Annotated in this window: 29 protein-coding genes, 2 tRNA genes and 1 pseudogene; 20 read left to right on the top strand and 12 right to left on the bottom strand. The window is 66.4% G+C overall.

Features of this window, described 5'->3' with window-relative positions; all coding sequences use genetic code 11:
* The first annotated feature begins 112 nt into the window (after window positions 1-112).
* Both E3O54_RS08800 and E3O54_RS08795 read left to right on the top strand, forming a co-directional pair.
* Entirely contained in the window at window positions 113-1,027 is a 915-nt protein-coding gene (locus E3O54_RS08800) for a thioredoxin domain-containing protein (protein WP_104100138.1), read from the top strand.
* Between the two features lie 73 nt (window positions 1,028-1,100).
* Window positions 1,101-1,173: transfer RNA gene (locus E3O54_RS08795), tRNA-Thr, on the top strand.
* Window positions 1,174-1,189: 16 nt separating this feature from the next.
* Here E3O54_RS08795 and E3O54_RS08790 read toward each other — a convergent pair.
* Window positions 1,190-1,768, bottom strand: coding sequence for a nitroreductase family protein (locus E3O54_RS08790; protein ID WP_134401420.1), 579 nt, complete (start codon window positions 1,766-1,768; stop codon window positions 1,190-1,192).
* A 3-nt stretch (window positions 1,769-1,771) separates the two neighbouring features.
* Window positions 1,772-2,173 carry a peptide-methionine (R)-S-oxide reductase MsrB gene (msrB, locus tag E3O54_RS08785; protein WP_104100136.1) on the bottom strand — a complete coding sequence of 134 codons (402 nt, stop codon included), beginning with the start codon at window positions 2,171-2,173 and terminating at the stop codon, window positions 1,772-1,774.
* Between the two features lie 190 nt (window positions 2,174-2,363).
* Here msrB and E3O54_RS08780 point away from each other — a divergent pair, with 190 nt between their 5' ends.
* The 5 genes from E3O54_RS08780 (at window position 2,364) to groL (ending at window position 6,654) form a co-directional block, all read left to right on the top strand.
* Window positions 2,364-2,675, top strand: a complete 312-nt coding sequence (locus E3O54_RS08780) for a DUF3263 domain-containing protein (protein WP_134342235.1) — start codon at window positions 2,364-2,366, stop codon at window positions 2,673-2,675.
* A 62-nt stretch (window positions 2,676-2,737) separates the two neighbouring features.
* The gene (locus E3O54_RS08775; RefSeq protein WP_134401419.1) at window positions 2,738-3,316 is read left to right on the top strand and encodes a LytR C-terminal domain-containing protein; all 579 of its coding nucleotides are present in this window, start codon (window positions 2,738-2,740) and stop codon (window positions 3,314-3,316) included.
* 212 nt (window positions 3,317-3,528) lie between these two features.
* The gene (locus E3O54_RS08770; protein WP_104100133.1) at window positions 3,529-3,732 is read left to right on the top strand and encodes a cold-shock protein; all 204 of its coding nucleotides are present in this window, start codon (window positions 3,529-3,531) and stop codon (window positions 3,730-3,732) included.
* Between the two features lie 157 nt (window positions 3,733-3,889).
* Window positions 3,890-4,903 carry a DUF3048 domain-containing protein gene (locus E3O54_RS08765; RefSeq protein ID WP_166805235.1) on the top strand — a complete coding sequence of 338 codons (1,014 nt, stop codon included), beginning with the start codon at window positions 3,890-3,892 and terminating at the stop codon, window positions 4,901-4,903.
* 131 nt (window positions 4,904-5,034) lie between these two features.
* Window positions 5,035-6,654 carry a chaperonin GroEL gene (gene groL, locus E3O54_RS08760; RefSeq protein ID WP_104100131.1) on the top strand — a complete coding sequence of 540 codons (1,620 nt, stop codon included), beginning with the start codon at window positions 5,035-5,037 and terminating at the stop codon, window positions 6,652-6,654.
* Between the two features lie 12 nt (window positions 6,655-6,666).
* Here the strand turns inward: groL and E3O54_RS17345 are convergent, their stop codons facing one another.
* The 4 genes from E3O54_RS17345 to E3O54_RS08740 form a co-directional block, all read right to left on the bottom strand.
* On the bottom strand, window positions 6,667-6,870 hold the full coding sequence (locus tag E3O54_RS17345; RefSeq protein ID WP_370247647.1) for a pentapeptide repeat-containing protein: 204 nt from the start codon (window positions 6,868-6,870) through the stop codon (window positions 6,667-6,669).
* Between the two features lie 16 nt (window positions 6,871-6,886).
* Window positions 6,887-7,177: a WXG100 family type VII secretion target gene (locus E3O54_RS08750; RefSeq protein WP_104100130.1), complete on the bottom strand. Its 291-nt coding sequence runs from the start codon at window positions 7,175-7,177 to the stop codon at window positions 6,887-6,889.
* 142 nt (window positions 7,178-7,319) lie between these two features.
* Entirely contained in the window at window positions 7,320-9,035 is a 1,716-nt protein-coding gene (locus E3O54_RS08745; protein WP_134342238.1) for a cell wall metabolism sensor histidine kinase WalK, read from the bottom strand.
* Between the two features lie 30 nt (window positions 9,036-9,065).
* Window positions 9,066-9,758, bottom strand: coding sequence for a response regulator transcription factor (locus E3O54_RS08740; protein ID WP_104100128.1), 693 nt, complete (start codon window positions 9,756-9,758; stop codon window positions 9,066-9,068).
* A 108-nt stretch (window positions 9,759-9,866) separates the two neighbouring features.
* Here E3O54_RS08740 and E3O54_RS08735 point away from each other — a divergent pair, with 108 nt between their 5' ends.
* Genes E3O54_RS08735 through E3O54_RS08725 form a run of 3 tightly spaced genes read left to right on the top strand, consistent with a single transcriptional unit; the run spans window position 9,867 to window position 12,758 of the window.
* Complete coding sequence (locus tag E3O54_RS08735; protein WP_104100127.1) at window positions 9,867-11,111, top strand: NAD(P)/FAD-dependent oxidoreductase; 1,245 nt, start codon at window positions 9,867-9,869, stop codon at window positions 11,109-11,111.
* A 10-nt stretch (window positions 11,112-11,121) separates the two neighbouring features.
* Window positions 11,122-12,030 (top strand): dihydropteroate synthase, encoded by a 909-nt coding sequence (gene folP / locus E3O54_RS08730; protein ID WP_134373903.1) that lies wholly within the window; start codon window positions 11,122-11,124, stop codon window positions 12,028-12,030.
* Window positions 12,030-12,758: a pyrimidine reductase family protein gene (locus E3O54_RS08725; protein WP_134373905.1), complete on the top strand. Its 729-nt coding sequence runs from the start codon at window positions 12,030-12,032 to the stop codon at window positions 12,756-12,758. The genes folP and E3O54_RS08725 overlap by 1 nt, the downstream gene beginning before the upstream one ends.
* A gap of 19 nt (window positions 12,759-12,777) precedes the next feature.
* Here the strand turns inward: E3O54_RS08725 and E3O54_RS08720 are convergent, their stop codons facing one another.
* The 3 genes from E3O54_RS08720 to E3O54_RS08710 are packed head-to-tail and all read right to left on the bottom strand — an operon-like array spanning window position 12,778 to window position 16,626.
* Window positions 12,778-14,433, bottom strand: coding sequence for a DNA repair helicase XPB (locus E3O54_RS08720; protein WP_104100124.1), 1,656 nt, complete (start codon window positions 14,431-14,433; stop codon window positions 12,778-12,780).
* A 40-nt stretch (window positions 14,434-14,473) separates the two neighbouring features.
* Window positions 14,474-16,348: a helicase-associated domain-containing protein gene (locus tag E3O54_RS08715; RefSeq protein ID WP_134342240.1), complete on the bottom strand. Its 1,875-nt coding sequence runs from the start codon at window positions 16,346-16,348 to the stop codon at window positions 14,474-14,476.
* A 2-nt stretch (window positions 16,349-16,350) separates the two neighbouring features.
* Window positions 16,351-16,626: a hypothetical protein gene (locus tag E3O54_RS08710; RefSeq protein ID WP_134342241.1), complete on the bottom strand. Its 276-nt coding sequence runs from the start codon at window positions 16,624-16,626 to the stop codon at window positions 16,351-16,353.
* Between the two features lie 93 nt (window positions 16,627-16,719).
* Between E3O54_RS08710 and E3O54_RS08705 the strand changes: the two genes are divergently transcribed.
* Window positions 16,720-17,100 (top strand): cold-shock protein, encoded by a 381-nt coding sequence (locus E3O54_RS08705; RefSeq protein ID WP_104171911.1) that lies wholly within the window; start codon window positions 16,720-16,722, stop codon window positions 17,098-17,100.
* Window positions 17,093-17,734, top strand: a complete 642-nt coding sequence (locus tag E3O54_RS08700; protein WP_134342243.1) for a DUF3027 domain-containing protein — start codon at window positions 17,093-17,095, stop codon at window positions 17,732-17,734. The genes E3O54_RS08705 and E3O54_RS08700 overlap by 8 nt, the downstream gene beginning before the upstream one ends.
* Here the strand turns inward: E3O54_RS08700 and E3O54_RS16560 are convergent.
* A pseudogene (locus E3O54_RS16560) lies at window positions 17,660-17,830 on the bottom strand (DUF2530 domain-containing protein); the annotation flags it as partial. The gene E3O54_RS08700 and the pseudogene E3O54_RS16560 sit on opposite strands and share 75 nt — an antisense overlap.
* 8 nt (window positions 17,831-17,838) lie before the next feature.
* A complete protein-coding gene (gene serC / locus E3O54_RS08695; RefSeq protein WP_104100120.1) occupies window positions 17,839-18,957 on the bottom strand; it encodes a phosphoserine transaminase in 1,119 nt (372 codons plus the stop codon).
* 73 nt (window positions 18,958-19,030) lie between these two features.
* On the opposite strand from serC, the gene E3O54_RS08690 reads away from it, so the two are divergent.
* From E3O54_RS08690 to E3O54_RS08665, 7 genes are all read left to right on the top strand, one after another.
* A complete protein-coding gene (locus E3O54_RS08690) occupies window positions 19,031-19,738 on the top strand; it encodes a metal-dependent transcriptional regulator (protein ID WP_134342244.1) in 708 nt (235 codons plus the stop codon).
* 263 nt (window positions 19,739-20,001) lie between these two features.
* Window positions 20,002-20,892 (top strand): C40 family peptidase, encoded by an 891-nt coding sequence (locus tag E3O54_RS16630; RefSeq protein ID WP_241976819.1) that lies wholly within the window; start codon window positions 20,002-20,004, stop codon window positions 20,890-20,892.
* Window positions 20,893-21,255: 363 nt separating this feature from the next.
* Window positions 21,256-21,753 carry an HNH endonuclease gene (locus E3O54_RS08680; protein WP_104100118.1) on the top strand — a complete coding sequence of 166 codons (498 nt, stop codon included), beginning with the start codon at window positions 21,256-21,258 and terminating at the stop codon, window positions 21,751-21,753.
* Window positions 21,754-21,995: 242 nt separating this feature from the next.
* A complete protein-coding gene (locus E3O54_RS08675) occupies window positions 21,996-22,889 on the top strand; it encodes a CHAP domain-containing protein (protein ID WP_241976817.1) in 894 nt (297 codons plus the stop codon).
* A gap of 57 nt (window positions 22,890-22,946) precedes the next feature.
* Window positions 22,947-23,021 (top strand) — tRNA-Arg (locus E3O54_RS08670).
* A gap of 116 nt (window positions 23,022-23,137) precedes the next feature.
* The gene (locus E3O54_RS16900) at window positions 23,138-23,449 is read left to right on the top strand and encodes a hypothetical protein (RefSeq protein ID WP_241976812.1); all 312 of its coding nucleotides are present in this window, start codon (window positions 23,138-23,140) and stop codon (window positions 23,447-23,449) included.
* Window positions 23,439-24,017, top strand: a complete 579-nt coding sequence (locus E3O54_RS08665; RefSeq protein ID WP_370247645.1) for a YihY/virulence factor BrkB family protein — start codon at window positions 23,439-23,441, stop codon at window positions 24,015-24,017. Before E3O54_RS16900 ends, E3O54_RS08665 begins: the two co-directional genes overlap by 11 nt.
* Before the next feature lie 138 nt (window positions 24,018-24,155).
* On the opposite strand, the gene E3O54_RS08660 is transcribed toward E3O54_RS08665, so the two are convergent.
* A complete protein-coding gene (locus tag E3O54_RS08660) occupies window positions 24,156-24,941 on the bottom strand; it encodes an acetoin reductase (RefSeq protein WP_134401416.1) in 786 nt (261 codons plus the stop codon).
* A gap of 250 nt (window positions 24,942-25,191) precedes the next feature.
* Here E3O54_RS08660 and E3O54_RS08655 point away from each other — a divergent pair, with 250 nt between their 5' ends.
* Entirely contained in the window at window positions 25,192-26,049 is an 858-nt protein-coding gene (locus tag E3O54_RS08655) for a Cof-type HAD-IIB family hydrolase (protein ID WP_166805234.1), read from the top strand.
* Window positions 26,050-26,163: the final 114 nt, after the last annotated feature.

Below are 26,163 nucleotides of genomic sequence, written 5' to 3'. Positions count from 1 at the left end.
GGCGGAGCCCGCCTACAGGCCCCGTCTGGACGTTTCCCAGAAAGGGGACCTACTATTTGGGAGGCATTCGCAAATGGCTTGCCTCTGCACTAACTACTCGGAGCGAGCATTCATGACTATTGGCGGATCGGGCGACAGCCGTCCCTCTAAGAATCAGCGACGTGACGCGGTGCGCACCAAGGCCAAGCGGATCCGCGAGGAGCAGAAGAAGAAGGACCGCCGTTACCGGGTCGCCTTGCGCAGCGGAATCGCCGTCGCCGGCGTCGCCATTGCCGCGGTCATCGTCGTGGTCATCATCAACTCGATTCCCCCGGTCGGCCCCGGTCCGGCGAACATGGCCAGTGACGGCGTGCTGATCTCCGAGGGGATGACCCCGGTCACGACCTCCGCGCTCCAGCCCGAGGCCAAGCCGATACCGTCCAAGCCGGATGCGACCGGCACGGTCGCCGACATTCGCGTCTACGCCGACTACCTCTGCCCGTTCTGCAGCGAGTTCGATGCCGCCAACAGTGACCAGATCAGCCAATGGGTCACGTCGGGTGCCGCGACCGTGGAGATCCACCCGGTTTCGATCCTGACCCACAAGTCCTCCGGCACGAAATACTCGCTTCGGGCTGCGAACGCCGCCGCATGTGTGGCCAATTACGCCCCCGCAAACTTCTACGACTTCAACGCCATCCTGTTCCAGGAACAGCCCAAGGAGGGCACTGCCGGTCACGACGACGCGGCCATCAAGGGCCTCGTGAAGGACGCCGGCGTGAGCGACCGGGTGTCGCAGATCAACGCGTGCATTGACGATACGACCTTCAAATCGTGGGTCATCGCATCCACCGACCGGGCTCTGTCCGGTCCGTTGCCGAACACCGAGGTCGAGGCCATCACCGGCACACCCACCGTGCTCGTCAACGGAAAGCAGTACGTCGGCGCACTCGACGACCCGAGGGAGTTCGCGGCCTTCGTGCTACAGGCGGCCGGCGCGACCTACTCCACCTCGACGCCGACCCCCGAGCCGGCACCGGCAGGGTAGTCGCCCCGCTTCGATGGCGGCACAGCACGGGTTCGTCATTTAGGATGATTAGTCAAGGCGTCAATCGCCTCATGCCGGCCTGGCGCAATTGGTAGCGCACCACTCTTGTAAAGTGGGGGTTACGGGTTCAAGTCCCGTGGCCGGCCCTGTTCTCTCATCGCTTCAGATCGTGGTTCTCTCGGTGACGGTTTCCTCGAGGGCGCTGAGAAAATCCGTCGGATCGATCGGCGAGCGCACGCCCGGTTTTGCATCGGCCGGAATGCCCCCGACGTACAGCCAGCCGAGCAATTCTTCCGAGGCCGCGAGGCCGTGGGTTTCGTTCACCGGCTGCGTGCGGGCCAGGGCGCCGGAACGCCACATGACGCCCCAGCCCTGGGCGGCGAGGAGAAGGCTCAGCATGTGGGCGACACCGGCCGCGACGGCGTCCTGTTCCCAGACCGCCACCGTGTCGCTTTCGCGACGGCTCGCGACCACGGCGATCAGAAGTTCGGCGCGCAGCGGCTTAGCGGCCAGCCTGGCGGCTTCGGCGCCGTTCAGCCCGGCGGCCTCGACCATGGCCTCGCCCAGGCGGCGCCGGGCGTCACCGCGCAACTCGATCAGCCGCCACGGACGCAGAGCGCCATGGTCGGCGACACGGGCCGCGACAGCCACCAAAGGCAGCAGTTCCGCATGGCTCGGTGCCTGTCCGGTGACCTTGGAGTGGGAGCGTCGGTGATTGACCGTATCAAGGAGGTCGGGCAACGCTTACTCGACCGGCTTGAAATTGAGCGAGATGGAGTTCATGCAGTACCGGTCGCCGGTGGGCGTTCCGAATCCGTCGTCGAAAACGTGGCCCAGGTGCGAGCCGCACTTCGCACAGCGCACCTCGGTGCGCACAACGCCGAGGGTGCGGTCTTCGAGGAGTTCAACGGCCTCGGGACGCACCGATTCGTAGAAGCTCGGCCAGCCGCAACCGGAGTCGAACTTCGTGCCGCTTTTGAACAGCTCGGCATTGCAAGCCCCGCAGGTGTAAATCCCGGAGCGGCCCTCATCGAGGAGCTCGCCGGCCCACGCCCGCTCGGTGGCGGCGCCGCGCAGTACGGCGTACTGCTCGGGGCTCAGCTCCGCGCGCCACTGCGCATCCGACTTCTCGACCTCGTAGTCCATGTTCCGTTCCTTCCTGCTCGACCCCGGAGAGGCCGAAATCTGTCCGTATCAACACTAAACTCGCCAGACCGCGGTGGTATTCCTCGATCAGGAGCCCGGCAGGATTTTCCACCTTGGACAGCACGGCCAACGGCCCAGCGAGTACGCAGGCGTCGACAATTAGGATTGCAGAGATCGAGGGAGGTGGCACGTGGACGGAGCTCCCGGCTCGTCGACTCCCGCGGAGCCTGCCTCGGAGTCCTCCTCGCCGGCAGGCTTGTCCGCGCGCGACCGGTTGATCCTCGCCTTCGAGCGGCAGTGGTGGAAGCATGCCGGCGCCAAGGAACAGGCTATCCGGGCCGAGTTCGGCCTCTCGGCCGCCCGGTACTATCAACTACTGGGGGTTGTGATCGACTCGCCGCTGGCCCTGGCCCACGACCCGATGCTGGTGAAACGCCTGCAGCGGCTGCGCGACGCCCGGTCGCAGGCAAGGGGCCGCCGGTCGCTACAGTCCACCGATTGACTCCCTGACCTGCACCCTTCCCGTGTCTCATCACCACTACAAAGGATCTGACCAGCCTCACGATGCCGAATTCCTACGCTAAAGACCGCTTCGACCACTTCCCGCACTTCCTGGAGCGGGTGGGGGCCCACCGCGCGCCCGGCAAGAAAGGGCGCGGCTGGGTCGCAGTGTGGTGGTCTCTTGGCGCAACCGTGCTGCTGGTCGGAATCGGAGTCGTCGGCCTGGCCGTCCTGAACAACAACCTGAACTTCGAGTTGCCGGGCACGGCGACGACTGCTGACAGCACGGCCGAGCCGAGCGCCACTCCGAGTGACACTCCGGCGCCGGTTCCGACGCCGGCTGCGACCGTGGACCCTGACTCGACCGTGACCGTTTTGAACGGGACCGCCGGCGAGGGGATCGCCCGGTCCGTTGGCGATCTCCTCGAGGCGGAGGGCTGGACGATCGAAGAGCTGGACAACGCGAGCACGGAGGATGTGCAGACGACGACGGTTTACTACGCCGACGCGGCCCTGGAGGGAGCGGCCCGCGGAGTCGCGGAGTCACTGCCCGGCTCGGAGGTGCTGCTTTCAAGCGATTACGCCGATTCCGCAGCGGACCTGACCGTTGTTGTCGGCGCCGACTACGAGCCGGCCGAATAGCCGTCGCCTATACGTCCGGCGCTCGCGCGTCAACCCCCTTTCGTTCTTCCGGAGCTTCCGTAAATTGGGCGTTGGTCCCTCATTTTGTTTGTCCGGGCGTTCTCGCAGGAGACGTATTCCATCGGTCGAATGCAATGGACGCAATCCTTGCGCCAGGCCCGGTACGGCCAGCGGGCGCGTGTCGACGAATTCACAGCAACAAGGAGTTATACATGGCGAACGGAACCGTCAAATGGTTCAACGCTGAAAAGGGTTTCGGCTTCATCACCGTCGATGGAGGTGGCCAGGACGTCTTCGTCCACTACTCGGCCATCGACATGCACGGCTACAAGGTTCTGGAAGAGGGACAGCACGTCATCTTCGAACTGGGTACAGGAGCAAAGGGGCCCCAGGCAGAAGCGGTTCGTCCGATCTGATCCAGCGGGGGATGTTCCAGCGGTCGACCGCAGGGTCGGGTCGCTCCCAGGCATGTGTGCGCGGCAGTGCAGCCGCGTTAGGGTTTGGGGCGTGACAACGAAAATAGTGGTTCAAGCGCAGCGACGAAGTGCGGCACCGAGAATCCGGTCCATCCGGATGCTCGGGGTCGTCCTTCTGCCGCCCCTTCTGCTGGTCTCCGCATGCGCCAGTGACGCGCCGAAGCCGCCGGCAAGCTCGACCAGCACGCCCTGGAACTCCACCTTCGAGTCGGCCGCAGACCCGGCGGTCGCCCCATTGCGTGGCACGAGTGTGCCGGCCGGGAGCCTCCAGAACCCTGCCCTCTCGGTGAAGATCGACAACCACGAAGCGGCCAGGCCGCAGCTCTCTCTCGAGCGCGCCGACATCGTCTTCGAAGAACTGGTCGAGGGCGGGCTGACCCGTTATGTCGCGGTCTGGCATTCCGACGTGCCTGAACTCGTCGGGCCGGTGCGATCGATCCGACCCATGGACCCGGACATCATCGCGCCCTTCGGCGGAATCGCGGCTTATTCCGGCGGCCAACAGAAATTCATCGACCTGATGGACGCGACGGATGTCGTCAGCGCCGCTTTCGATACCGACGACACCGGCCTCTTCGCGCGTTCGGATGACCGGGAAGCCCCGCACAACGTCATCCTCCAGGCCTCAGCGCTCGTCGCGCGGAACGCCACCGTGCCGCCGCCGAACCAGCAATTTGCCTACTCCGCGACCGTGCAGGGATCGTCCGCGGCCGTCGACGGCGCGCCCGTCGCGGCGATCAACTCCACCTTCTCCACCGCCCGTTGGCCCGGCTGGACGTGGGATGCGGCCGGTGCTGCCTACCTGCGCTCGCAGGAGGGCTCACCTGACCTCGACGCCACCGGTGCGCAGCTGCGGGCGACCAACGTCCTGGTCCTGCGGGTCGCGATCGACGGCACCTACGGAGATGTTCCCACGACGACAATGATCGGTTCGGGGGAAGCCTGGGTGTCGGCCGGCGGCAAGTCCGTGCATGCGGTCTGGTCCAAGGCCGACCAGACCGCCCCCATCCGTCTCGTCGATGACTTCGGCGTGACGATTCGTCTCGCCGCCGGTAACACCTGGATCGAGCTGGTGCCGTCGGACCGAGGCACGGTTGTGCTGGTGCCGTAGCCGCGGCCGCGGCACCTTGCCGTTCACTTGCACTCTCGACCCCAGAGTGCCAGAATCTACTTGGCACTCTCTCTGTTTGAGTGCCAACCCATCACCGTTTTGGTAACGTCCGGGAGGGACGAGAAACACATATGGCAAAGATCATTGCTTTCAACGAAGAGGCCCGTCGCGGCCTTGAGCGTGGCCTGAACATCCTCGCTGACACTGTCAAGGTCACCCTCGGCCCGCGCGGACGTAACGTGGTGCTGGAAAAGAAGTGGGGCGCTCCCACGATCACCAACGATGGCGTGTCCATCGCCAAGGAGATCGAACTCGACGACCCGTACGAGAAGATCGGTGCCGAGCTCGTCAAGGAGGTCGCCAAGAAGACCGATGACGTCGCGGGCGACGGAACCACCACCGCCACCGTCCTGGCTCAGGCGCTCGTTCGTGAAGGCCTGCGCAACGTCGCGGCCGGAGCAGACCCGATCAGCCTCAAGCGTGGCATCGAGAAGGCCACGGCCGCCGTGATCGCTGAGCTCATCGCCAACGCCAAAGAGGTCGAGACCAAGGAAGAGATCGCGGCCACCGCTTCCATCTCCGCCGGTGACGCCGAAATCGGCGCCATCATCGCCGAGGCCATCGACAAGGTCGGCAAGGAGGGTGTTGTCACCGTCGAGGAGTCGAACACTCTCGGCACCGAGCTCGAGCTCACCGAGGGCATGCGCTTCGACAAGGGCTTCCTGTCCGCCTACTTCGTGACCGACCCCGACCGTCAGGAAGCGGTCTTCGAAGACCCCTACATCCTGATCGTCAACTCCAAGGTCTCCAACATCAAGGACCTGCTCCCCATCGTGGACAAGGTCATCCAGACCGGCAAGCAGCTCCTCATCATCGCCGAGGACGTCGACGGCGAGGCCTTGGCCACGCTCGTGGTGAACAAGATCCGCGGAATCTTCAAGTCGGTCGCCGTCAAGGCTCCCGGCTTCGGCGACCGTCGCAAGGCCCAGCTGCAGGACATCGCCATCCTCACCGGTGGACAGGTCATCAGCGAAGAGGTCGGTCTCAAGCTCGAGAACGTCACGCTTGACCTCCTCGGCAACGCGCGCAAGATCGTCATCACCAAGGACGAGACCACCATCGTCGAAGGCGCCGGAGACCCCGAAGCCATCGCCGGACGTGTCCAGCAGATCCGCAGCGAGATCGAAAACACCGACAGTGACTACGACCGCGAGAAGCTCCAGGAGCGTCTCGCCAAGCTCGCCGGCGGAGTCGCAGTCATCAAGGCCGGCGCCGCGACGGAGGTTGAGCTCAAGGAGCGCAAGCACCGCATCGAGGATGCCGTCCGCAACGCGAAGGCTGCCGTCGAAGAGGGCATCGTCGCCGGTGGTGGCGTTGCGCTGATCCAGGCCGGCAAGACCGCGTTCGAGAAGCTCGAGCTGGTCGGCGACGAGGCAACGGGAGCGAACATCGTCAAGGTTGCCATCGACGCTCCACTCAAGCAGATCGCCCTCAACGCCGGCATGGAGCCGGGCGTTGTCGCCGACAAGGTTCGCAACCTGCCGATCGGTTGGGGCCTCAACGCCGCGACCGGTGAGTACGTCGACATGCTCGCCGCCGGAATCAATGACCCGGTGAAGGTCACCCGTTCCGCGCTGCTGAACGCAGCGTCGATCGCCGGACTGTTCCTCACCACCGAGGCCGTAGTCGCCGACAAGCCGGAGAAGAACGCTGCTCCGGCCGGCGACCAGGGCGGCGGAATGGACTTCTAAGTCCACACCGCTTCACCGCTTCACAACACAGGGCGCCTCCGCCGGGAGGCGCCCTGTGTCGTTAATGCAGGCCTCGCTAAAACAGGCCTCGCTAAAACAGGCCTCGCTAAAACAGGCGTCGCTAAAACAGGCGTCGCTAAAACAGGCGTCGCTAAAACAGGCCTCGCTAAAACAGGCGTCGGCAAAACAGATGTCGTCAAAACAGGCGTCGCCAATGCGCAGGCCGTCGCGGCTAACGCAGGAAGAGGCGCGCGTTGGCCTGCTCGATCTCGGCGTACTGCTGGCCGGCTTGGTTCAGGGCCAGATTCAATCCCTCCGCGCTCTGGGCCACCTGCTGTTGGGTGGCACGCCAGTCCGAGACCGCCGCCTGGAACGCGGTGGCGGCCTGGCCCGTCCACGAGCCCTCCAGCGCGGTCAGCTGGGCGATGAGTCCGGCGACCTCGCCCTGGATGCGCCCGATCGTGGCGCGCGCCACGGAGGTGGTGTGGAGCACTGCTTCGCTGTCGACCTGATAGCGGGTCATGGGGGTCCTTTCGGCAGGGGAAGATACCGATCAGACTACGGAGCCGCCTGCAGCCGTTCCCGTTGGCTGCCGTTGTGCCATGGCAAATCATCCTCCCGGACCGCGGGGGAGGAACCGCGGGGGTTTGACGCCGCGGCACGCGCTACGACGTGATGACGGGGGCGACGCGCTGGGGCGCGCTCGGAGAACAGGCCAGTGGGAACCAGACCCGGAACGTTGCGCCGCCGCCGGGGGTGTCCACGACCTGGACGGTGCCGTTGTGGCTGGCGACGATCGAGGCGACGATCGCCAGGCCGAGCCCGCTGCCGCCGGTCTCCCGTGCACGGGAGGTGTCCGCACGCCAGAAGCGCTGGAAGATCTTCTCCCTGATCTGCGGCGGGATACCCTCACCATGGTCGATGACGGCGATGGAGGCGCGCTGGTTTCGGCGGTCGACTGCGACCTCGAGCTCGACCGGGCTGTCCGTCGGGCTGAAGCGTAGCGCGTTGCCCATCAGGTTCGTGATGATCTGGCGGATCTTGTTCTCCTCGGCCATCACCACGGCCTGCACGGTGCCGGGCTCGGTCACCGGAGTCTGTTCCGGAGCCGGCGGCGCAACATCCGCTTTGCGTGGTTTGCGGGTGCGCAGCCGCGCCAGGGTTGCCCCGGCGAAAGAGACGGATCCGCCCGCCGGTTGGTTCGGCTCGTCGGGCTTCGAACCTGGTGCGGCAGCGGAGGGGACTTCTCCCGTTGAGTGAGCGAGGTCGATGGCGGGGCGTTCGGTGCTGTCCTCGATCTCGGCGGGGATCGGCGTGACGACGGTGATGGTGCGACCGGGGGAGGAGGCCATGGCGTCGAGGGCCGCGTCACGGGCGAGCGGCATCAGGTCGACCGGCGCGAGGGCAAGCGGCTTTGTCTCGTCGAGCCGGGCCAGCTCGAGCAGGTCTTCGACGAGGCCGCCCATGCGGATCGCTTCTTTCTCAATGCGCTCCATGGCCAGTGCGATTTCTTCCGGGGCCTGCAAGGCACCCATTCGGTAGAGCTCGGCGTAGCCGCGCACCGAGACGAGGGGAGTGCGCAACTCGTGGCTGGCGTCGCCGACGAAGCGGCGCATCTGGTCGATGGTGCGGGCGCGGTCCTTGAACAGGCGGTCGATGCGGCTCAGCATGGTGTTGAGCGATCGGTTGAGGCGCCCGACCTCGGTGTTGGGCGTGGCGCCGCCGAGCCGCTGGCTGAAGTCGCCATCGGCGATGGCCGCGGCCGTGCGCTCCACCTCTCGCAGCGGTGCAAAGGTGGTGGTCACCAGCAGCCGGGTGAGCAGGGCGCCCACCAGCACGACCCCGAGCCCGAACCCCAAGAAAATGGTGAGGTAGGTGGCCATGGTGTTCTCGGTCGGCCTCAACGAGACCGCCATGACCAGCGTGCCCAAGGTTCCCTGAGGCGAGATCACGAGCGGCACGGCGACCGCCAAGAACTCGGTGTCATGTGCCGAGTCCACCAGAGTCATCGTCTTGCCGTCGAGCTCCATCACGGTCTGCAGGTCGAGCGGTGCGGTCAGGATCGGCAGCTCACTGCGCGGGACATCCCGCCAGGTGTGGTCCTCGAGACTGCCGTGCTCGTCATACAGGGCGACGTAGTAGTCCGAAGAGACCACGGCTGTAGTGCCCTGGCCGAGAGCCGCCGCCGAATAGCTGTTCGAGGCGGACTGGGCGTCGATCTGCAGCTGCGAATCGACCTGCTGGACCACGTATTGGCGAAGCATGGCCATCGTGCCGATGCCGGAGACGAGCAGGCCGAGCGTCAGCATCAGGACCGTGACGCCCGTGATTTTGGAACGCAGGGAAATGCGGCTCCACCGCTCCATAAGTGACTGATGCATAGGAAACCAGTGTATGAGCGCAGCCTGTGTCTACGCCTTGGCGGCCTTGAGCATGTAGCCGAAGCCGCGCTTGGTCTGGATGAGGGGTTCGGTCGAGTGCGCGTCCACCTTGCGGCGGAGGTAAGAAATGTAGGACTCGACGATGCCGGCGTCACCGTTGAAGTCGTACTCCCAGACATGGTCCAGGATCTGAGCCTTCGACAGGACCCGGTTCGGGTTCAGCATGAGGTAGCGCAGAAGCTTGAACTCGGTCGGACTGAGTTCGATGGGGGCGTCGCCGACCAGGACCTCGTGGGTGTCCTGGTCCATGGTGAGTTCGCCGGCGCGGATGATCGCGTCTTCGTCGGCCTGCATGGTCCGGCGCAGGATGGCCTTGATCCGGGCCACAATCTCGTCGAGACTGAACGGCTTGGTGACGTAGTCGTCGCCGCCGACCGTCAGGCCGGTGATCTTGTCTTCGGTGTCGTCCTTCGCCGTGAGGAAGAGGATCGGGGCCGTGTAGCCGGCGGACCGCAGGCGCTTGGTTACTCCGAAACCGTTCATGTCCGGCAGCATGACGTCAAGGATGATGAGGTCGGGTTCTTCCTCGAGGACGGCGGAGATCGCCTGCGCGCCGTTTCCGACGGCTCGCACGGCGAATCCGGCGAAACGCAGGCTGGTGGTGAGGAGATCCCGGATATTGGGTTCGTCGTCGACAATAAGGATGCGTGGGCCGTCAGTCATGAGTTTATTATCTGCGCGTTAGCTGAAGGTTTACTGAAAATGCCCGGTATGCGCGCTGGCGAGTAGATTGGTGATCAAACCAGACTGCCGCGGCGTGGGGAGACCAGAATGACTGTTCCGACTTTTGCGATTGTGGGGGCCGGCTTGGCCGGGGCCAGAGCGGCCGAGGCCATCCGTTCCGAGGGGTTCGACGGGAGCATCGTGTTGCTGGCCGGGGAGACTGAGTACCCCTACGTGCGGCCGCCCCTCTCCAAGGACTACCTGGCCGGGCGGGCCGCCCGGGACACGATCGACGTGCACCCGGCACCGTGGTACGACGAGCGGGGCATCGACGTGCGGCTGGGTGCCCGGGTGACCGGGCTGGCGCTCGACACTCACGAGCTGACCCTGCGGGAGGGCAAATCCGTGCGCTACGACAGATTGCTCCTCGCGACGGGGGCGTCGTCACGGCGCTTTCCCGGCCCGGGCGCAGACCTGGCCGGGGTGTACCATCTGCGCACGGTCGGCGAGTCGCAGGCGCTCCGAGCCGAGCTGGAGCCGGGAAACCGCCGGGTCGTGATCGTCGGGGCCGGCTGGATCGGTCTCGAAGTCGCCGCGGCCGCCCGCGGTTACGGCAACACCGTCACGGTGCTTGGGCGGGACGGCGTGCCGCTGGCCCCGGTGATCGGCGACGAGGTCGGGTCGGTGTTCGCGGAGCTGCACCGCGTGAACGGGGTGGATCTGCGGATGGAAACTCAGGCCGACCGACTGATCGGGACGCAGGGGAGGGTCACCGGAGTGGGACTCCCCGGCGGCGAGGTCGTTTCGGCCGATGTCGTCGTCATCGGCATCGGCGCGGTGCCGAACACGGACCTGGCCCGGGACGCGGGCCTGGCCGTCGACGACGGCATCGTCGTCGACGCGGCGTTCCGGTCTATCGACCCGGACGTCTACGCGGTGGGTGACGTCGCCACGGTCTTCCACCCCGTGCTGCGGCACCATCTGCGCGTCGAGCACTGGGACAACGCCGAGCGGGCCGGCGCCGCGGCCGGCCGCTCGATGCTTGACCAGGCGGTCAGCTACGACGCGATCCCGTACTTCTACACCGACCAGTTCGACCTCGGGATGGAGTACTCGGGGTACGGCGCACTTGCCCGGGATGCGGAGGTCGTGTTTCGCGGTGACCCGGCGAGGCGGGAATTCATCGCGTTCTGGGTGTTGGACGGCAGGGTCGTCGCCGGCATGAACGTCAACGTGTGGGACGTCAACGAGACGGTGCAGCGCTTCATCCGGACGGAGGTGCGGGTCGACACGACCCGGCTCGCGGATGAGAGCATTGAACTGGACGAACTTCTCGCCGGAGCACCCGACTGAAGGACCTGACATGGACAACGCGACCACTCGACCTGGCCCGGCGCTGCCCGACCTGATCCATCCACGGCGACTGATCGGGGAGAGACTGTTCGATTTTTCCCGTGAGGTGGCCGTGATGGCCATCGTCAACCGCACGCCGGATTCCTTCTACGACAAGGGGGCGACCTTCGCTCTTGACGAGGCCGTCACGGCCGCCCGGCGCGCCATCCTGGACGGCGCCGACTGGGTCGACATCGGCGGGGCGAGATTCGCGCCCGGCCCGTCCATTCCGATCGAGGAGGAGATCGACCGGGTCGTCCCGGTGGTCGAGGCCCTGCGCGGCTCGGGCGTCGTCATCTCCGTCGACACCTTTCATCCCGCCGTGGCGCGCGCCAGCCTGGCCGCCGGCGCCCACGTGATCAACGACACCACCGGGGTGCACGACCCGGCCATGGCTGACGTCGTCGCGGACAGCGACGCGACGCTGGTGATCACCCACAGCCTCGCGCCGCCGCGCACACCGTGGCCGGGGCCCACCTACGGCGACGTGGTGCACGAGGTCGCAACCTTCTTGGATGAACGGATCGAGCTGGCCCGGAGTCGCGGCGTCCCGGCATCCCGCATCATCGTTGACCCCGGGCACGACCTGAACAAGAACACCTACCACTCGCTCGAGCTGACCCGGAGGCTCGGCGAGATCACCGCGCTCGGCTACCCCACTCTGGTCGCAGTCTCGAACAAGGACTTCATCGGGGAGACGCTGAACCGTGAGCGGGGCGACCGGATCGCGGGATCGCTCGCCGCCGCCGTCTACAGCATCCTGCAGGGCGCCCGGATCGTGCGGATGCACAACGTCGTCGCCGCGGTCGACGCCGTGCGGATGACCGAGGCGATCCTGGGCTTCCGCGAACCGGCGTACGTGCGCCACAACCTGGCCTGATGATGCTGGATCGTGACGAGCTGATCATCCGTTACCGGGTGCCTGACCGCACTCTGCCGCACCTGCGAGTGAATTTTATCGCCAGCCTCGACGGCGCCGCCACCCGGGAGGGTGTGAGTGGCGGGCTCGGGAACGCCGACGACAGGCTCGTCTTCGATACCCTTCGGATGCTCGCTGACGTGATCGTGGTCGGTGCGGGCACGGTGCGCGCCGAGGGGTACGTCGGCATCCGTCAGGGCCCCGCGGATGCCGCGTGGCGGGTCCGGCACGGACTTCCGGCGCAGCTGCCCGTCGCCATCGTGTCCTCACGGCTGGACCTCGAGCCGAGCCACTCGCTGTTCGCGGACGCCGCCGTGCGGCCGCTGGTCGTGACGCACGCGGCGTCACCGCTGCGGCGACGCGCGGAGCTCGCAGAGGTGGCGGACGTGCTGGTCTGCGGGGAGGACGTCGTGGACCCGCGGCTGATGCGGGCGGAGCTGGCTCGGCGCGGTCTGGCGCAGATACTCTGCGAGGGTGGGCCGAACCTGTTCGGTGCGCTGATCGACGCCGACTGCGTCGACGAGCTGTGCCTCACCGTCAGCCCCGTGCTCGAGGGCGGCCCGGCCGGACGGATCTCCGCCGGTCCCGCCGCCATCACCCGGGAGATGTCCCTGCTGCACGTGCTGACCGCCGGGGACATGCTGTTCCTGCGCTATGCCCGCCGGAAGGCTTCCTCTCCGACCGCCTGACCGGCCGTTTCACCGTCGGTCAGACGGAGACGACCTGCGCGTCCAGATTCTGCGAGTCAAGGATCGTGTAGCTATAGCCCTGCTCGGCGAGGAAGCGCTGGCGGTTCTGGGCGAAGTCCTGGTCGACGGTGTCGCGGGCCACCAGCGTGTAGAAGTTTGCGGACAGACCGGACTCCTTCGGCCGCAGAAGCCGGCCGAGGCGCTGCGCCTCCTCCTGGCGTGAGCCGAAGGAACCCGAAACCTGGATGGCGACGGTGGCCTCCGGCAGGTCGACCGAGAAATTCGCGACCTTTGACACCACGAGCAGGTTCTCCTCGCCGACTCGGAAGGCCTGGTAGAGGCGCTCGCGCTCGTCGACAGGGGTCGCACCGGTGAGCTTGGGGGCATTCAGGGCCTCGGCGAGCTCGTCGATCTGGTCGAGGTACTGTCCGATCACGAGGATGCGTTCTCCGGGGTGCTTGGCTACCAGGCGCTTGACGACGTCGAGCTTCGCGGGTGCGGTCGCGGCCATCCGGTAGCGCTCGTCGTCGGCGGCGGCGGCATAGCTGAGTCGCTCGGACTGGGGCAGGTCGATGCGCACCTCGAAGCAGGAGGCTGGGGAGATGAAGCCCTGGGCCTCGATCTCCTTCCAGGGCGCGTCGAACCGCTTCGGGCCGATCAGGCTGAATACGTCGCCCTCGCGGCCGTCCTCGCGCACCAGGGTGGCGGTGAGGCCGAGGCGGCGGCGGGCCTGCAACTCCGCGGTCAGCTTGAACACGGGGGCCGGCAGCAGGTGCACCTCGTCGTAGATGACGAGGCCCCAGTCCATGGCGTCGAGTAGCTCGAGGTGCGCGTATTCGCCCTTCCGTTTGGCGGTGAGGATCTGGTAGGTCGCGATCGTGACCGGCTTGACCTCCTTGACCTGCCCGGAGTACTCGCCGATCTCGTCGGCGGTGAGGGTCGTGCGCTTCTGCAGTTCGTCGCGCCACTGACGGGCGGAGACCGTGTTGGTGACGAGGATGAGCGTGTTGGTCTTGGCGGTGGCCATGGCCCCGGCGCCGACCAGCGTCTTTCCGGCCCCGCAGGGCAGCACGACCACGCCGGAGCCGCCGTCGAAGAAGCTGGAGACGGCCTTGTTCTGGTAGTCCCGGAGCGCCCAACCGTCTTCCAAAAGACCGATCGGATGCGGCGTTCCCGGCGTGTAGCCGGCGAGGTCCTCGGCCGGCCAGCCCAGTTTCACCAGTTCCTGTTTGAGCTGGCCGCGCGCCCACGGCTCGACCAGGAACGAGTCCGGCGACGGATGCCCGATCAGGAGGGGCGCGATGCGCCGGGCCCCGGCGATCTCGGTGAGCACGGCCTGGTCGTTGCTCTGCAGGATGAGCTGACCCTCGGTGTCACGTTCGATGATGAGCCGGCCATACCGGCCGACCGTCTCGGTGATGTCCACGCTGACGGTCTGCGGGATGGCGAACTTCGAGTACTTTTCGAGCGTGGCCAGCATGTTGGAGGCGTCGTGCCCCGCGGCGCGGGCATTCCACAGCCCCAGCCGGGTGATGCGGTAGGTGTGGATGTGCTCGGGGGCACGCTCCAACTCGGCGAACACGGCCAGGTCGTGGCGCGCATCCTCGGCAAGAGGGTGGGCGACTTCGAGCAAAACCGTACGGTCACTTTGGACGATCAGAGGGCCATCAGACATAGCCGTTAATCCTACGCCCGGTCAGCGTGAAGGCCCGCACCTACGGCGCCGGCGTGATGCTGATAATGCTGGACAGAGGCAGCGTGCGTTCGATGTCGGCGCGACGGTCTCGGGCCCGGAAACGCCCGCCGCCCACACTGGCCGGCTCGAGCAGATAGTCGACCACCACACCGCCGGGCATGGCGATGCTGACGACGACGGTCTGCTTCGCCTTGATTGCCAGGTCGAGCTGGCGGGCGAGCCAGGCATCCGCTGCCTGGCCCTCGCCGCCATCGGCGGCACGCAGCCTCTCGACCAGGGTGACGGCCGGATCCGGGGCGTCCACCGGCACGACCCGAGCGAGCTGGTGGCGGCGCAGGTGCACGATCTCATGGGTGGCGTCCTCCGCGGCGACGGGGTAGCGCGCATCGCTGAGCGCCCAGAAGACCACGTCGGAGGGGAACCGGCTGGTCAGTCGGCTGCCCTCGGCAGGCACAAGGCCGAGGGAGGCGAGCGTCTGGTCCACGGCGATGGTGCTCAGCAGGGCCGCGTCGTCGGACTGGACATAGGCCTGGGCCGGGGACTCCATCGGGTCCGTCGGGCCGACGCGCACGCGCCCGTAGCGGGCGGCGGATTCCCGGATCAGGTAGTCGACGGGCTGTGGGATGCCGGTCAGGGAGACCGTGCGCAGGAAATCGAGCAGTGACTCCGCGCTTTCGCCGGCCGCCAGGGCGCGGTTCACGGAGTTGGCGGTGATGCGGTAGCTCAGGGCGAGTTCCCGGCTCTCCACGTCGGCGAGCCCCCGCAGGCGGCTGTCGATCGAGGGGGCGAGCGGTCCGGGGGACACGATCGACAGGTCGTTCTGCAGGTACACCGCGCCGCCGGTCGCCGGCAGCGCGGCCGCCATGGTGGCGACGGCCGCCTCGAGGTCACCGGCCAGCACCGATGCACCGGCCGGGCTGGTGGTCTGGTGGGCGGTGATGCCGATCAGTTCGGCGTCCTCGGCGAACTCGGTGACCCGGTCGTCCATCCACTGGCCGCCGGCCGGGTAGAGCCAGGCCACGAAGCTGCGCAGCACGTCGCCCCAGGACACGCCGGGCCGGCGGGCGAGTATCCCGCGCACATCCGGCGGCAGGGCCGCATGCCAGGCGTCGGCCAGGGTTGCCCAGCGGCGGGCGGTGCTCTCGAGCAGCCAGGCCTCGCCGGCTTCGGTTTCATTCCAGTAGCCGTCGGAATGGGCGATGAGTTCGGCTCGGGCCGCGGTCGCGACGAAGGAGGGCACGAATTCGAGTTCGACCCCCATCACGGCGGCCAGACGCTTGGTGTCGGGCAGGCCGAGCCCGCCCCGGCTGAGCTCCCTGGCCGGCTCGCGGGCGAGCTCGGTGACCAGTTCGGCGATGGAGGACACCGCGGCGAAGGCACGCTCCGCCGCGAGACGGTCTGTGAAGCGGGTATCGGTGGTGTCGACACTGGCCAGCGCCGCGGGTGCTGGCGTCGAAGCCAGCTCGAGCGCGGTCGGCAGGCCCAGGTCCGGCCAGGTCAGCAGTTGCGCGGCCACCGCCGGGTAGGAACTGAACCGCCCGTCGGTCAGGCGCGCGAGCATGAGGGAGTCCAATTCGGCGGCACGGCCGGCGACCTCGGCCACGTCGACGGGCGAACCTGCCAGTTCGGACAGGCGCTCGGCGAGGTCGAACAGCGACGGCGCGGCAGCCGTGCCGACCTCCGTTCCCTGGCTGAGCTCACCGGCGACGGCGAGAACGGCGAGGGTGGCCCGATCGAGCCGTGCCAGCACCCGTTGGATTGCGGTTGGTTCGAGGAGAGCCTCGGCCAGGTCGAAGAAATCACGGATGCCCGTGGCCGAGACCATGCGGATGTCGATCGTGCGACGCAACGTTGCGTCATCCAGCGCCCGAAGGCGCGAAGCGAGTGTGAGCATTGCTACTCCTTATTCTGTCGTGCCTCACGAGCGCGACGCATGCCGGACATCACCATGAGGACGATGATCAGCACGAATCCGAGAGGCAATCCAAACAGCGGCAAAGCAAGCACCGCCGGCCAGACCCCCTGGCCGAAACCGTTGTCCGCCCCGGCCCCGGCCGCTGTGCCGAGGATGACGGCAAGGAACGCGAGGATGGACAGACCCACCACACCCGCAACCATGTAAGCAAGGATGCGTTCGAGCCGGCTCGCGGCGGGTGGAATTTGATTGGTCACAGACTCAAGGATACGGGGCGGGAACCGGTCCGACCGAATAGGCTGGGGGTGGTTGGCGCGCAATCCGCGCGCCCGGAATCCAGCGAGGTCCAGATGCCCACCGGCAAGGTCAAGTTCTACGACGAGGAGAAAGGTTTCGGCTTCATCACCTCTGATGACGGCCACGAGGTCTTTCTCCACGCTTCTGCACTGCCCGCCGGAGTCACGGTCAAGGCAGGAACGAAGCTCGAATTCGGCATCGCCGACGGCAAGCGGGGCGCTCAGGCGCTGTCCGTTCGCGTTCTCGAGGCACCGCCGAGCCTGGTCAAACTCAGCCGCAAGCCGGCTGACGACATGGCCGTCATTGTCGAGGACCTGGTGAAACTCCTCGACGGCATCGGAGCGAGCCTGCGTCGCGGCCGCTACCCCGACAAAACCCACAGCCACAAGATCGCGGCCATGCTGCGCAAGGTCGCGGAGGAACTCGATGCCTGAGGCCGCTGCCGACGAGCGCCTGCTGTCCGCGGTCGACCAGGCGCGCACCGCGCTGCTGGAGATCACGCCGGCCGACAGCATCGGCGAACCCCTCGGCCACCTTGTCGAAGGCGAGCACGTGCTCTCGCTGCTGTTCGACTGCAACCTGTCCGGCTACCCGGGCTGGCGTTGGACGGTCACCCTCGCCCGGGTGGACAAGAGCTCCGAGCCGTCGGTTCTGGAAGCCGAGCTCACGCCGGGCGACGACGCCCTGATCGCGCCGGAGTGGGTGCCGTGGTCTGACCGCCTGGCCGACTACCGCACGGCCCAGGAACTGGCTGCGGCCGTGGCCGACGCCGAGGCGTTGGGCGATGATGACGAATCGGACGACGACGACGAATCTGACGACGAGGACGAATCGGACGACGACGACGATGACGGCGACGACGGCGACGAGTCAGACGACGACGAAGACCGCGGCGAAGATGTGCTTGACGGGATCGACTTCGGTGCGGCCCTAACGGCGCCGGAACCGTACCCAGGCAATCCCGAGCAGGCCGAGGCCGAGGCCGATGAGGGCAGCCCAGAGCCACCAGCCCACCCCGGCGGCGGCGAGTTCGTCCCGGAAGACGAGCGCGAGCGCGAGCGCCACTAGCCAGCCGGCGGAGCCCGCAAGGAAAGCCTTGCGGGAATTCGTTCGAGCCGGCAGCGGGTCTGGCCGACGCTCACTGTCTCTCAGCCAGAGCCGCATGTCGAGGCCTACTTGCCCAGGTTCTGCACCACGAACTCGATCGAGCGGACGAGCTGGCGCACGTCTCCGGGCTCGATCGCGGTGAAGGTGGCAACCCGCAACTGGTTGCGGCCGAGCTTGCGGTAGGGCTCGGTGTCGGAGATCCCGTTGGCGCGCAGGGTCTTGGCGATGGCGGCGGCATCGATCGCGTCGTCGAAGTCGATCGTCGCGACCACCTGTGACCGGTGCTCCGGGTCGGTGACATACGGCGTCGCGAACGGCACGCTCTCGGCCCAGTCGTAGAGAACGGATGACGATTCAAGGGTGCGCGCGGACGCCCACGCCAGGCCGCCGCTTCCGTTGATCCAGTCGAGCTGGTTCTCGATCAAAAGAAGCGTGGCCACGGCCGGAGTGTTCAGAGTCTGGTTGAGGCGCGAGTTGTCGATCGCGTTCTTCAGGCTGAGGAACTCGGGAATGTAGCGCCCGCTCGCGGCGATCTGCTCGACGCGCTCGATCGCGGCGGGGGAGAAGAGCGCCATCCACAGGCCTCCGTCGGAGGCGAGGTTTTTCTGCGGCGCGAAGTAGTAGACATCCGCCTGGTCGGCCTCGTAGTCGATACCGGCCGCCGCGCTGGTGGCGTCGATCACCGTCAGGGCGTTGGGGTCGGCAACCACGCGGGTGACCGGAGCCATGACGCCGGTCGAGGTCTCGTTCTGGGGCCAGGCGTAGACGTCGACACCCTCGGTCACGACGAACTCGCTGCGCGATCCGGCCGGGGCCTTGACCACGTCGGGCGCTTCGAGGAACGGAGCGGCCGCGGCCGCGGCGAACTTGCCGCCGAACTCGCCGAAGACGAGGTTCTGGCTGCGGCGGAGAATAAGGGAGAACGCGGCGGCGTCCCAGAACGCGGTGGACCCGCCGTTGCCGATAATGACTTCATAACCGGCAGGGGCGCGAAGGAGGTCCGCGAGGCCGGTGCGCACGCGACCGACCAAGTTCTTGACGGGTGCCTGGCGATGGGAGGTGCCCATCACACTCGCGCTGAACTCTAAGAGGTGTTCGAGTTGTCCTTTTCGAACTTTCGACGGGCCGCAGCCAAATCGTCCATCATCGGGCAGAAGTTCCGTGGGAATTATCAGGTTCGACATAGGGCGATTCTAACGGCCGCTCTCGCGGCGATAAGGTTGGGCAGTACGCACCGAGCCGAGAGGAACGCTGGGCATGACGGATCTCATCGACACCACCGAAATGTACCTCCGCACGATTCTCGATCTCGAAGAGGAGCACATCGTTCCCCTCCGAGCACGCATCTCGGAACGCCTCGGGCACTCCGGGCCGACCGTGTCGCAGACCGTGGCCCGGATGGAACGGGATGGCCTCGTAGTCGTCTCCGGCGACCGGCACCTCGAGCTCACCGTCGACGGACGCAGCAAGGCCGTGCATGTGATGCGCAAACATCGGCTTGCGGAACGCCTGCTCAGCGACGTAATCGGGCTCGAATGGGAATTCGTCCACGACGAAGCATGCCGCTGGGAGCATGTGATGAGTGAGCGGGTGGAGCGCAAAATCCTGGAGATGCTCGATCACCCGACCGAGTCTCCGTATGGCAACCCCATCCCCGGCCTCGATGAGCTGGGCGATTCGCCGGCTGTCGCGTTCATGGCCGGGGTGACGAGCCTCGTCGACCTGGTCGCCGGATCTGCCGGTCCGGTCACCGCCGTGGTGCGCCGTCTGGGCGAACCCGTTCAGGTCGACCCCGAGCTCCTGGCCCAGCTGAAAAACTCCGGTGTGCTCCCCGGGGCCACGGGGGTTTTCTCCGCCGTGGGCTCCTATGTGCTCGTGCAGGTGCATGGGTTCGAGGACGGACTGGAACTGCCCAACGAGGTCGCCGGCCACATCTTCGTCGCCACGCCGGCAGCGGTCGCCTAGCCATTCGGCGGTCACCGCCTGCCCCGTCACCATTGATCACTCGCCCCACAATTTTGTTATCAATATGTTAGAAAAAGTAGCCTGCGGCGTGACAAACGGATGAGCGTCAGTTAGCTTGGAGTCGTCCACAGTCCAGATTCCGGTCGACGGACACGGATCAAGACGCCTTTCTTGCCCGTCTCTTGATTCGTTCCTTACACACGCGACGAGCGCAGTGGACGGGGCAACTACCTAGTGTTGTCGAGGCGTCGGAGGTAATCACTTTGGCCGCATTAGGTAAGAAGATCTTCCGTCGAGCCCCGAACTCGGTAGCCACCACCGGATCCATCACCCGCCCTCCCATCACCCGCGCTTCCATCACCAACGACAATGAACACGCGGAGCTCAGCCACTATCGGGCCGCCAGCCCCCGTTCCGGCCGGCGGTCACGCCGCCGAGGCGCCGTGGCGAACATCGTGTTCATGACTCTCGCCGGCGGCCTCGTCGCGACCATGGCCATCCCGGCCTATGCGTTCGCGCCGACCGAAAAGGAGTACGCGTCAACGGCCTCGGCCGAGTTGACCGAATCGGGTGCGCAGTCAGTGGCGGTCGCCGCCGCGGCCGATACCGTGAGCGTCGCGCGCGACGGGTTCACCGCCACCACCCCCGAGGAACTGGCGGCGGCAGCGGCCGCAGCAGCGGCGGCCGTTGCCGCGTCCGAGGCAGCGGCAGCCGAGGGGCGCCGACAGGAAGCCGCGGCCGCGATGACCTCCTATGCCGCGTCGTATTCCGGTCCGTCGTCGGCGGACTACCTGGCTGCCCCGGCATACCCGAATTTCGACCTGGCATCCGTCTACAGTGTCGCGGCCGGCTACCAGGGTGTCCCCTATGTCTACGGCGGGGCCACCCCGGCCGGCTTCGATTGTTCCGGTTTCATCATGTACGTCTACGCGCAGTTCGGCATCTCGCTGCCGCATTCCTCGACCGGGCAGGGGGCGGCGGGCACCCGAATCCCCGAATCTGAGGCTCAGCCGGGTGACCTCGTCATCATGGACGGCCACGACGGGTTCTATGCAGGCAACGGCAACATCCTGCATGCGCCGTATGAGGGGGCGGCCGTGCGCGTGCAGCCGATCTGGACCAGCTCGTACTACATCGTGCGGCTCGGCATCTGAGCCTGCCGGAAGATTCGAGCCGGCCGGCTGCCAGATGAATGTTTCGTAACACCTAGCACATTCGGCGTCCCGCACTTCGCGGTGGCGCCGAATGTGGGTTAACCTGTTGCTCTAATGTTTTGCGAGTTTTCGGGAGAGCCCATGCGCGAGCGGCGCACGATCCACACCATGGATGTGCGCTGCCGCTCCGCGCTGCGGCAGAGCAGTCGAGCAAACTTGAGTTGCGCGTGTCAGGGACACCGTGTGGCCGGTAGGGCGTTGTCATGGTGACGGCGCCCTTTTTGTTTGCCTGTTCGCTCCTTCTCACTGACTGTCGTAGTTCGAATGGCTGGAAGCCGTCCAGCCCTTTTCGAAAGGGAACGCATGCGCACACTGGTCCTCAATGCGGGGTATGAGCCCCTTGCCGTGGTGTCCTTCAAACGAGCACTCGTGCTGGTCATGAATCACAAGGCAACGATCGTGCAGGCCGACCAGGGGCATCCGATCTGTGCCGCCTCCGGTTCCTGGGAGCGACCGAGCGTCATCTTGCTCACGCGTTACGTGCGCATCCCTCGGTCCAGGGCCGTGCCGGTCAGCCGTCGCGGCGTGTTGCGCCGGGACGAGCATCGCTGCGGGTACTGCGGCAAGACCGCCAGCACGATCGACCACGTAATGCCTCGGTCGCGCGGAGGTCGGGACACCTGGGACAACCTCGTGGCCTGCTGCCTGCGCTGCAACAACCTTAAAAGCGACCGGACGCCGGCCGAGATGGGCTGGAAACTCTTGTTCCACCCGGGATTGCCGGTCGGCACGACCTGGGTGGTGCGCGGCGCTGAGCGGCCGTTACCGCAGTGGGATGAATTCCTTGCTCCTGCCGCCTGACCCGCGAATGTAACAGGGATGTAACGCCCGAAGGTGACTTCCCGATCGCCGTCGCCTATGGTTGAGGAGCACCGAACCTCGATCTCGGTGCGTTAGAGGATCTTCTTTTGCCCCAACCCGGCGTACCCGGCACTTCTGGTTCGCCAGAGACCCCGATTTTTCCGCTCTCGCGCCGCGAACTGCGTGCGCAGCGTGAGGCGGCAGAGACCCGAGCCGACGCCACCGTGAACACTCCGGTGCGCATGGACGTGCCGGTGGCTGTGCGCATTCCCGATGCGGTTGCGGTGGCGGAAACCAAGGCTCTGGACCTCGAAAAGGCATCGATCGCGGCGCGGAGCAACCGACTCAATCCGGTCGCTTCCCCGTGGGTCGCACCGGCCGTCAGCCGCCCGGTGCCCCGGTCGCGCCGCCGGCGGCCCATGAAAATCGCCGTGACCCTGCTGGCCATTCCGGGACTGTTCCTCACCGCCGGCCTTCCGGCCTATGCGTTCGCGCCCGGTGCGAGCGACACCGCCTCGACGACTCCGCGGGTTGCCGACACGCAGGATGTCACGGTGGACAGTGGCGCCGCAGCCATCACCGTCGCTCGCGACGGTTTCACGGCGACCACGAGCGAGGAACTCGCCCAGCGGGATGCCGAGGCCAAGCGTGCACTGGCCGCCCAGCAGACCGCCGAGGCAGCCCGATCGGCTGCCACCGACTTCGCTGTATACAGCGTGCGTGCCAAGGGCGACGACTACCCGTGGTTCGACCGGGCCACCGACACCCAGGGCGGCGGGCTGTCTCCGCTTGGCTACTATTACCGCGAATGCGTGGACTTCGTGGCATATCGGCTCAACCGCGACGCCGGGTCGACCGGCTCCCCGTGGACCTGGACCTGGAGCAAGCTCACCCCCAGCGGCGGCAACGCGAGCAACTGGGCCAGCGCCTGGGCTGACCAGGGCTGGGCCACCGGCGACACTCCCGTCGTCGGCGCGGTCGCCTGGTTCAACTACAACCACGTGGCCTACGTGCAGTCGGTCAACAGCGACGGCTCGGTCATTCTCGAGGAATACAACTGGAACGGCAGTCACGCGTACAACACGCGCACCGTGTCGGCCAGTGAGGTTCCGCTCTTCCTGTACCCGCCGACGTAAGCGCGTCGCAGCGGTGCGCTGCGGCGCCGGCAGACAACCACTAAACTTCAGTAGCCAGCCTCTGTAGCTCAACGGAAGAGCAGTTCCGTCCTAAGGAAACGGTTGGGGGTTCGAATCCCTCCAGGGGCACCACTAATCATCGGTCGATGCCGACCGACCAGCACATCGCCCTTGTGTCGACGTGTCCACGGAGCGGTCGACTTCCTCCTTTAAAGTCGGGGAATTTCCCGTTTCGTCACGGAAATAGTGTGATTGACCTGATGTGCAGATTTGGTTTGAATTCCTTCCCGGAGTCAATGAAACTAATCGAACTCACTCCGCGGCGGCGCAACGGATGCGCGCACGAGTCGATCGCTGGCGAAGCCGAGGAGAGCACCCATGGCAAAAATAGCGTGCGCGAAAAAAGCGAGCGAGCACCGTCGCCCGACGATTCCCGCAAACCCGACACGCTGAGCGAGATCGCCAAGCCGTCCTGGCGGTATGTGCTGCGTCAGCAGCCCCGTCCCGTCCCGGTGACGCTTGATCGGGACGTAGACCCGGCCTCGCGATATCCCCAGTGAAAGCGCTGCAGCGTCGACCGCAGCCCTGCCCACAGTTCCCCGCTCGGGCAGTTCAGCTCGTCGCCGGCGGTCGGCGTCGCCCTCGTCGTCGGGATCCTGTTGGCGCTGTGGTCGGCATCCGGGTGCGTCGGCGCGTTCAGCCGGGATCGCAATCCTGTACTGGGCAACCCCCAACGCCCAGCAGCCCAAGTTCCGATGGATCAGCCTGGGTGCGTTACTTGCATTCCTCACTCTGGTGATCTCCTCATTCCTGTTCGGCCTCTACGTCACCATTTTCTCCAACTACGACCGCACGTATGATTCCCTGGCCGGCATCGTGGTGTTCCTGCTCTGGCTGCGGATAGCCAACCTCGCCCTGCTCTTCGGTGCCGAATTCGACGCCGAGCTGGAACAAGGCCGTGAGCTGCAGGCGGGCATCGCCGCAGAAGAAGAACTTCAGCTGCCGCCGCGGGACACCCGCAAGAGCGACAAGGTGGCCGACAAGGTACAAGAGGACATCGCGATCGGCCGACGGTTGCGGCTGAACAGACGAACGAGTGACGACAGCGAGTCGAAGAAGAAGAAATAGGGCGACGGCCGGGAACCGGTTGGGGATTCGAATCCTTCCAGGGATACCCAGCGTCCGCGCACGGATGGCGAGGTCCGGATTGCTCCCAACCTCGCCTCCGGGTGTCACTGAGCGTCGTTCCCCGGGGCGCTTCAGGCCCTAGTTGTAGAGCATCCCGCCGTCGACGAGCAGGACCTGGCCGGTGACGTAGTCGGAGTCGGGGCCGGCGAAGAACGACACGATCTTGGCGACGTCCTCCGGGGTCTCGATGCGGCCGAGCGCGATGCCGTCGACGTTTTCCTTGAGGTTCTGGCCGAGCGGCTTGCCGTTGATGGCGCTGAGCTTCTCGTCGATCAGGTCCCACATGCCGGTGCCGACGATGCCGGGGGCGTAGGCGTTGACCGTGATGCCCCGAGGTGCGAGCTCCTGGGCGGCAGCCTGAGTGATGCCGCGGACGGCGAACTTCGAGGCCGAGTAGGCGCCGAGGATGGGGAAGCCCTGGATGGCAGCGATGGAGGCGGCGTTGATGATCTTGCCGGCGTGGCCGAGTTCGTCGAGCTTCGCGACCGCGGCCTGGATCCCCCAGACGACGCTGTTAACGTTGATGCGGAAGATCTTCTCCAGATCGTCCGCCGTGACCTCGAGCATGGGCGTGACCTGGGCGATGCCGGCGTTGTTGACGATCACGTCGAATCCGCCGAGCTTCTTGGCCGCGGTGTCGACGGCGGCGAACACATCATCGCGGTTGGAGACGTCGGCGGTGACGAAGACGGCCCTGCGCCCGAAAGCCTCGATTTCGGCGACGACACCGGCCCCCTTTTCTGCCTGGAAGTCGAGGTCGGCGACGGCGATGTCGAAGCCGTCCTGGGCGAGGCGGAGTGCGATGCCGCGTCCGATTCCCTGCCCGGCTCCGGTGACGAGTGCGACTTTGTTCGAAACGGTCATGGTGGTTCTCATTTCTGGTTCGGGCATGCTGAGCGCCGTTTGGCGTCGTTGGCCCGCAGCCCTGACGGTGTCGGTCAGACGATCATCCGGACCCCTTCAGGCTAGGCGACAGTTCTGTCGACCGGTTCGCCGATGTTATCCGGTCACGCGGTACACGCCTCAGCAGCTAGCGTCGATGTATACGATCACCACACTCCGGTCGTCTCCGATGATGCACACGTCCCGGAGACCACCTCGTCTGGAGTGCCTCATGATTTCCCCCCGCATCGCGTTCGTCGACGCCGACGGCACGCTCATGGAGACCGGCTCGATGATCGCGGAGTCGGCGATCGACGCGGTGCGCGCCGCCCGGCACAACGGGCACCTGGTGTACCTCAGCACCGGACGGGCGTCCGTGGAGATCTACCCCGCGATCCGCGACATCGGATTCGACGGTTTCATCAGCTCCGGCGGCGGGTTCGCGGAGATCGGCGATGAGCTCGTGATCGAACGCACGATGCCCGAAGCGGCCGTGGCCCGCATGATCAGCTTCTATGAGGAGTCAGGGTACGACTTCTACCTGCAGTCCTTTGACGAGCTGTTTCCGAGCCCCGGCGTGCATGACCGCTTCGCGGACTACTACGCGTCCGGCGAAAAGCGGAAGGCGGGAGCCGGGTATGCGACGGCATCCGTCACCGGTGCCGTCGCACACCCGGCGCTGAAGGCCTTCGCCGATGTGCGCCCCTTCAGCCTCACGGGCATCGCGAAGTCGGTGTTCCTCGCCGGCGACCTCCGGGCGTACGACCGGGTGTCGGACGCGCTCAGCGAAGACTTCCATGTCATCACCGGAACCATCCCGCACATGGGGCGCGGCAGCGGCGAGGTGACGCTGAATGGTGTGAACAAGGGCTCCACGATCCTGCGGCTCCTCGACCGGCTCGGCCTCGACGCGGCATCCGCCCTCGGCATCGGTGACAGCAGCAACGACATCGAGATGCTGCAGGTCTGCGGGGTCGGCATCGCCATGGGCAACGCCTCGGATGCCGTCAAGGCCTACGCCGACGAGGTCACCACCACCGTGCAGGGCGACGGCGTCTGGAACGCCTTCCGCCGCCACGGTCTGATCTGACGCGTCGCGGCACCCGTCGCCGGTGTCACCGTAACCGGACACCTCCCTGTTACCTGCGGGTTCTAAACTGGTGGCGCGCGGTGGCTGGCACCGCGACCTGGACGAGGAGCCTGC

The sequence above is a fragment of the Cryobacterium sp. TMT2-4 genome (assembly GCF_004402575.1).
Taxonomy (GTDB): Bacteria; Actinomycetota; Actinomycetes; order Actinomycetales; family Microbacteriaceae; genus Cryobacterium; species Cryobacterium sandaracinum.
The sequence above is the reverse complement of the archived record's forward strand: the minus strand, read 5'-3'. Positions and strand labels throughout refer to the sequence as shown.

Bases quoted from the DNA above. Each gene is read 5' to 3' on its own strand.
- E3O54_RS08800 (WP_104100138.1), top strand. From the start codon at position 113: ATGACTATTGGCGGATCGGGCGACAGCCGTCCCTCTAAGAATCAGCGA.
- msrB (WP_104100136.1), bottom strand. From the start codon at position 2,173: ATGGACTACGAGGTCGAGAAGTCGGATGCGCAGTGGCGCGCGGAGCTG.
- E3O54_RS08775 (WP_134401419.1), top strand. From the start codon at position 2,738: ATGCCGAATTCCTACGCTAAAGACCGCTTCGACCACTTCCCGCACTTC.
- E3O54_RS08770 (WP_104100133.1), top strand. From the start codon at position 3,529: ATGGCGAACGGAACCGTCAAATGGTTCAACGCTGAAAAGGGTTTCGGC.
- E3O54_RS08765 (WP_166805235.1), top strand. From the start codon at position 3,890: ATGCTCGGGGTCGTCCTTCTGCCGCCCCTTCTGCTGGTCTCCGCATGC.
- groL (WP_104100131.1), top strand. From the start codon at position 5,035: ATGGCAAAGATCATTGCTTTCAACGAAGAGGCCCGTCGCGGCCTTGAG.
- E3O54_RS08750 (WP_104100130.1), bottom strand. From the start codon at position 7,177: ATGACCCGCTATCAGGTCGACAGCGAAGCAGTGCTCCACACCACCTCC.
- E3O54_RS08745 (WP_134342238.1), bottom strand. From the start codon at position 9,035: ATGCATCAGTCACTTATGGAGCGGTGGAGCCGCATTTCCCTGCGTTCC.
- E3O54_RS08740 (WP_104100128.1), bottom strand. From the start codon at position 9,758: ATGACTGACGGCCCACGCATCCTTATTGTCGACGACGAACCCAATATC.
- E3O54_RS08735 (WP_104100127.1), top strand. From the start codon at position 9,867: ATGACTGTTCCGACTTTTGCGATTGTGGGGGCCGGCTTGGCCGGGGCC.
- folP (WP_134373903.1), top strand. From the start codon at position 11,122: ATGGACAACGCGACCACTCGACCTGGCCCGGCGCTGCCCGACCTGATC.
- E3O54_RS08725 (WP_134373905.1), top strand. From the start codon at position 12,030: ATGATGCTGGATCGTGACGAGCTGATCATCCGTTACCGGGTGCCTGAC.
- E3O54_RS08720 (WP_104100124.1), bottom strand. From the start codon at position 14,433: ATGTCTGATGGCCCTCTGATCGTCCAAAGTGACCGTACGGTTTTGCTC.
- E3O54_RS08715 (WP_134342240.1), bottom strand. From the start codon at position 16,348: ATGCTCACACTCGCTTCGCGCCTTCGGGCGCTGGATGACGCAACGTTG.
- E3O54_RS08705 (WP_104171911.1), top strand. From the start codon at position 16,720: ATGCCCACCGGCAAGGTCAAGTTCTACGACGAGGAGAAAGGTTTCGGC.
- E3O54_RS08700 (WP_134342243.1), top strand. From the start codon at position 17,093: ATGCCTGAGGCCGCTGCCGACGAGCGCCTGCTGTCCGCGGTCGACCAG.
- serC (WP_104100120.1), bottom strand. From the start codon at position 18,957: ATGTCGAACCTGATAATTCCCACGGAACTTCTGCCCGATGATGGACGA.
- E3O54_RS08690 (WP_134342244.1), top strand. From the start codon at position 19,031: ATGACGGATCTCATCGACACCACCGAAATGTACCTCCGCACGATTCTC.
- E3O54_RS08680 (WP_104100118.1), top strand. From the start codon at position 21,256: ATGCGCACACTGGTCCTCAATGCGGGGTATGAGCCCCTTGCCGTGGTG.
- E3O54_RS08675 (WP_241976817.1), top strand. From the start codon at position 21,996: ATGGACGTGCCGGTGGCTGTGCGCATTCCCGATGCGGTTGCGGTGGCG.
- E3O54_RS08660 (WP_134401416.1), bottom strand. From the start codon at position 24,941: ATGACCGTTTCGAACAAAGTCGCACTCGTCACCGGAGCCGGGCAGGGA.
- E3O54_RS08655 (WP_166805234.1), top strand. From the start codon at position 25,192: ATGATTTCCCCCCGCATCGCGTTCGTCGACGCCGACGGCACGCTCATG.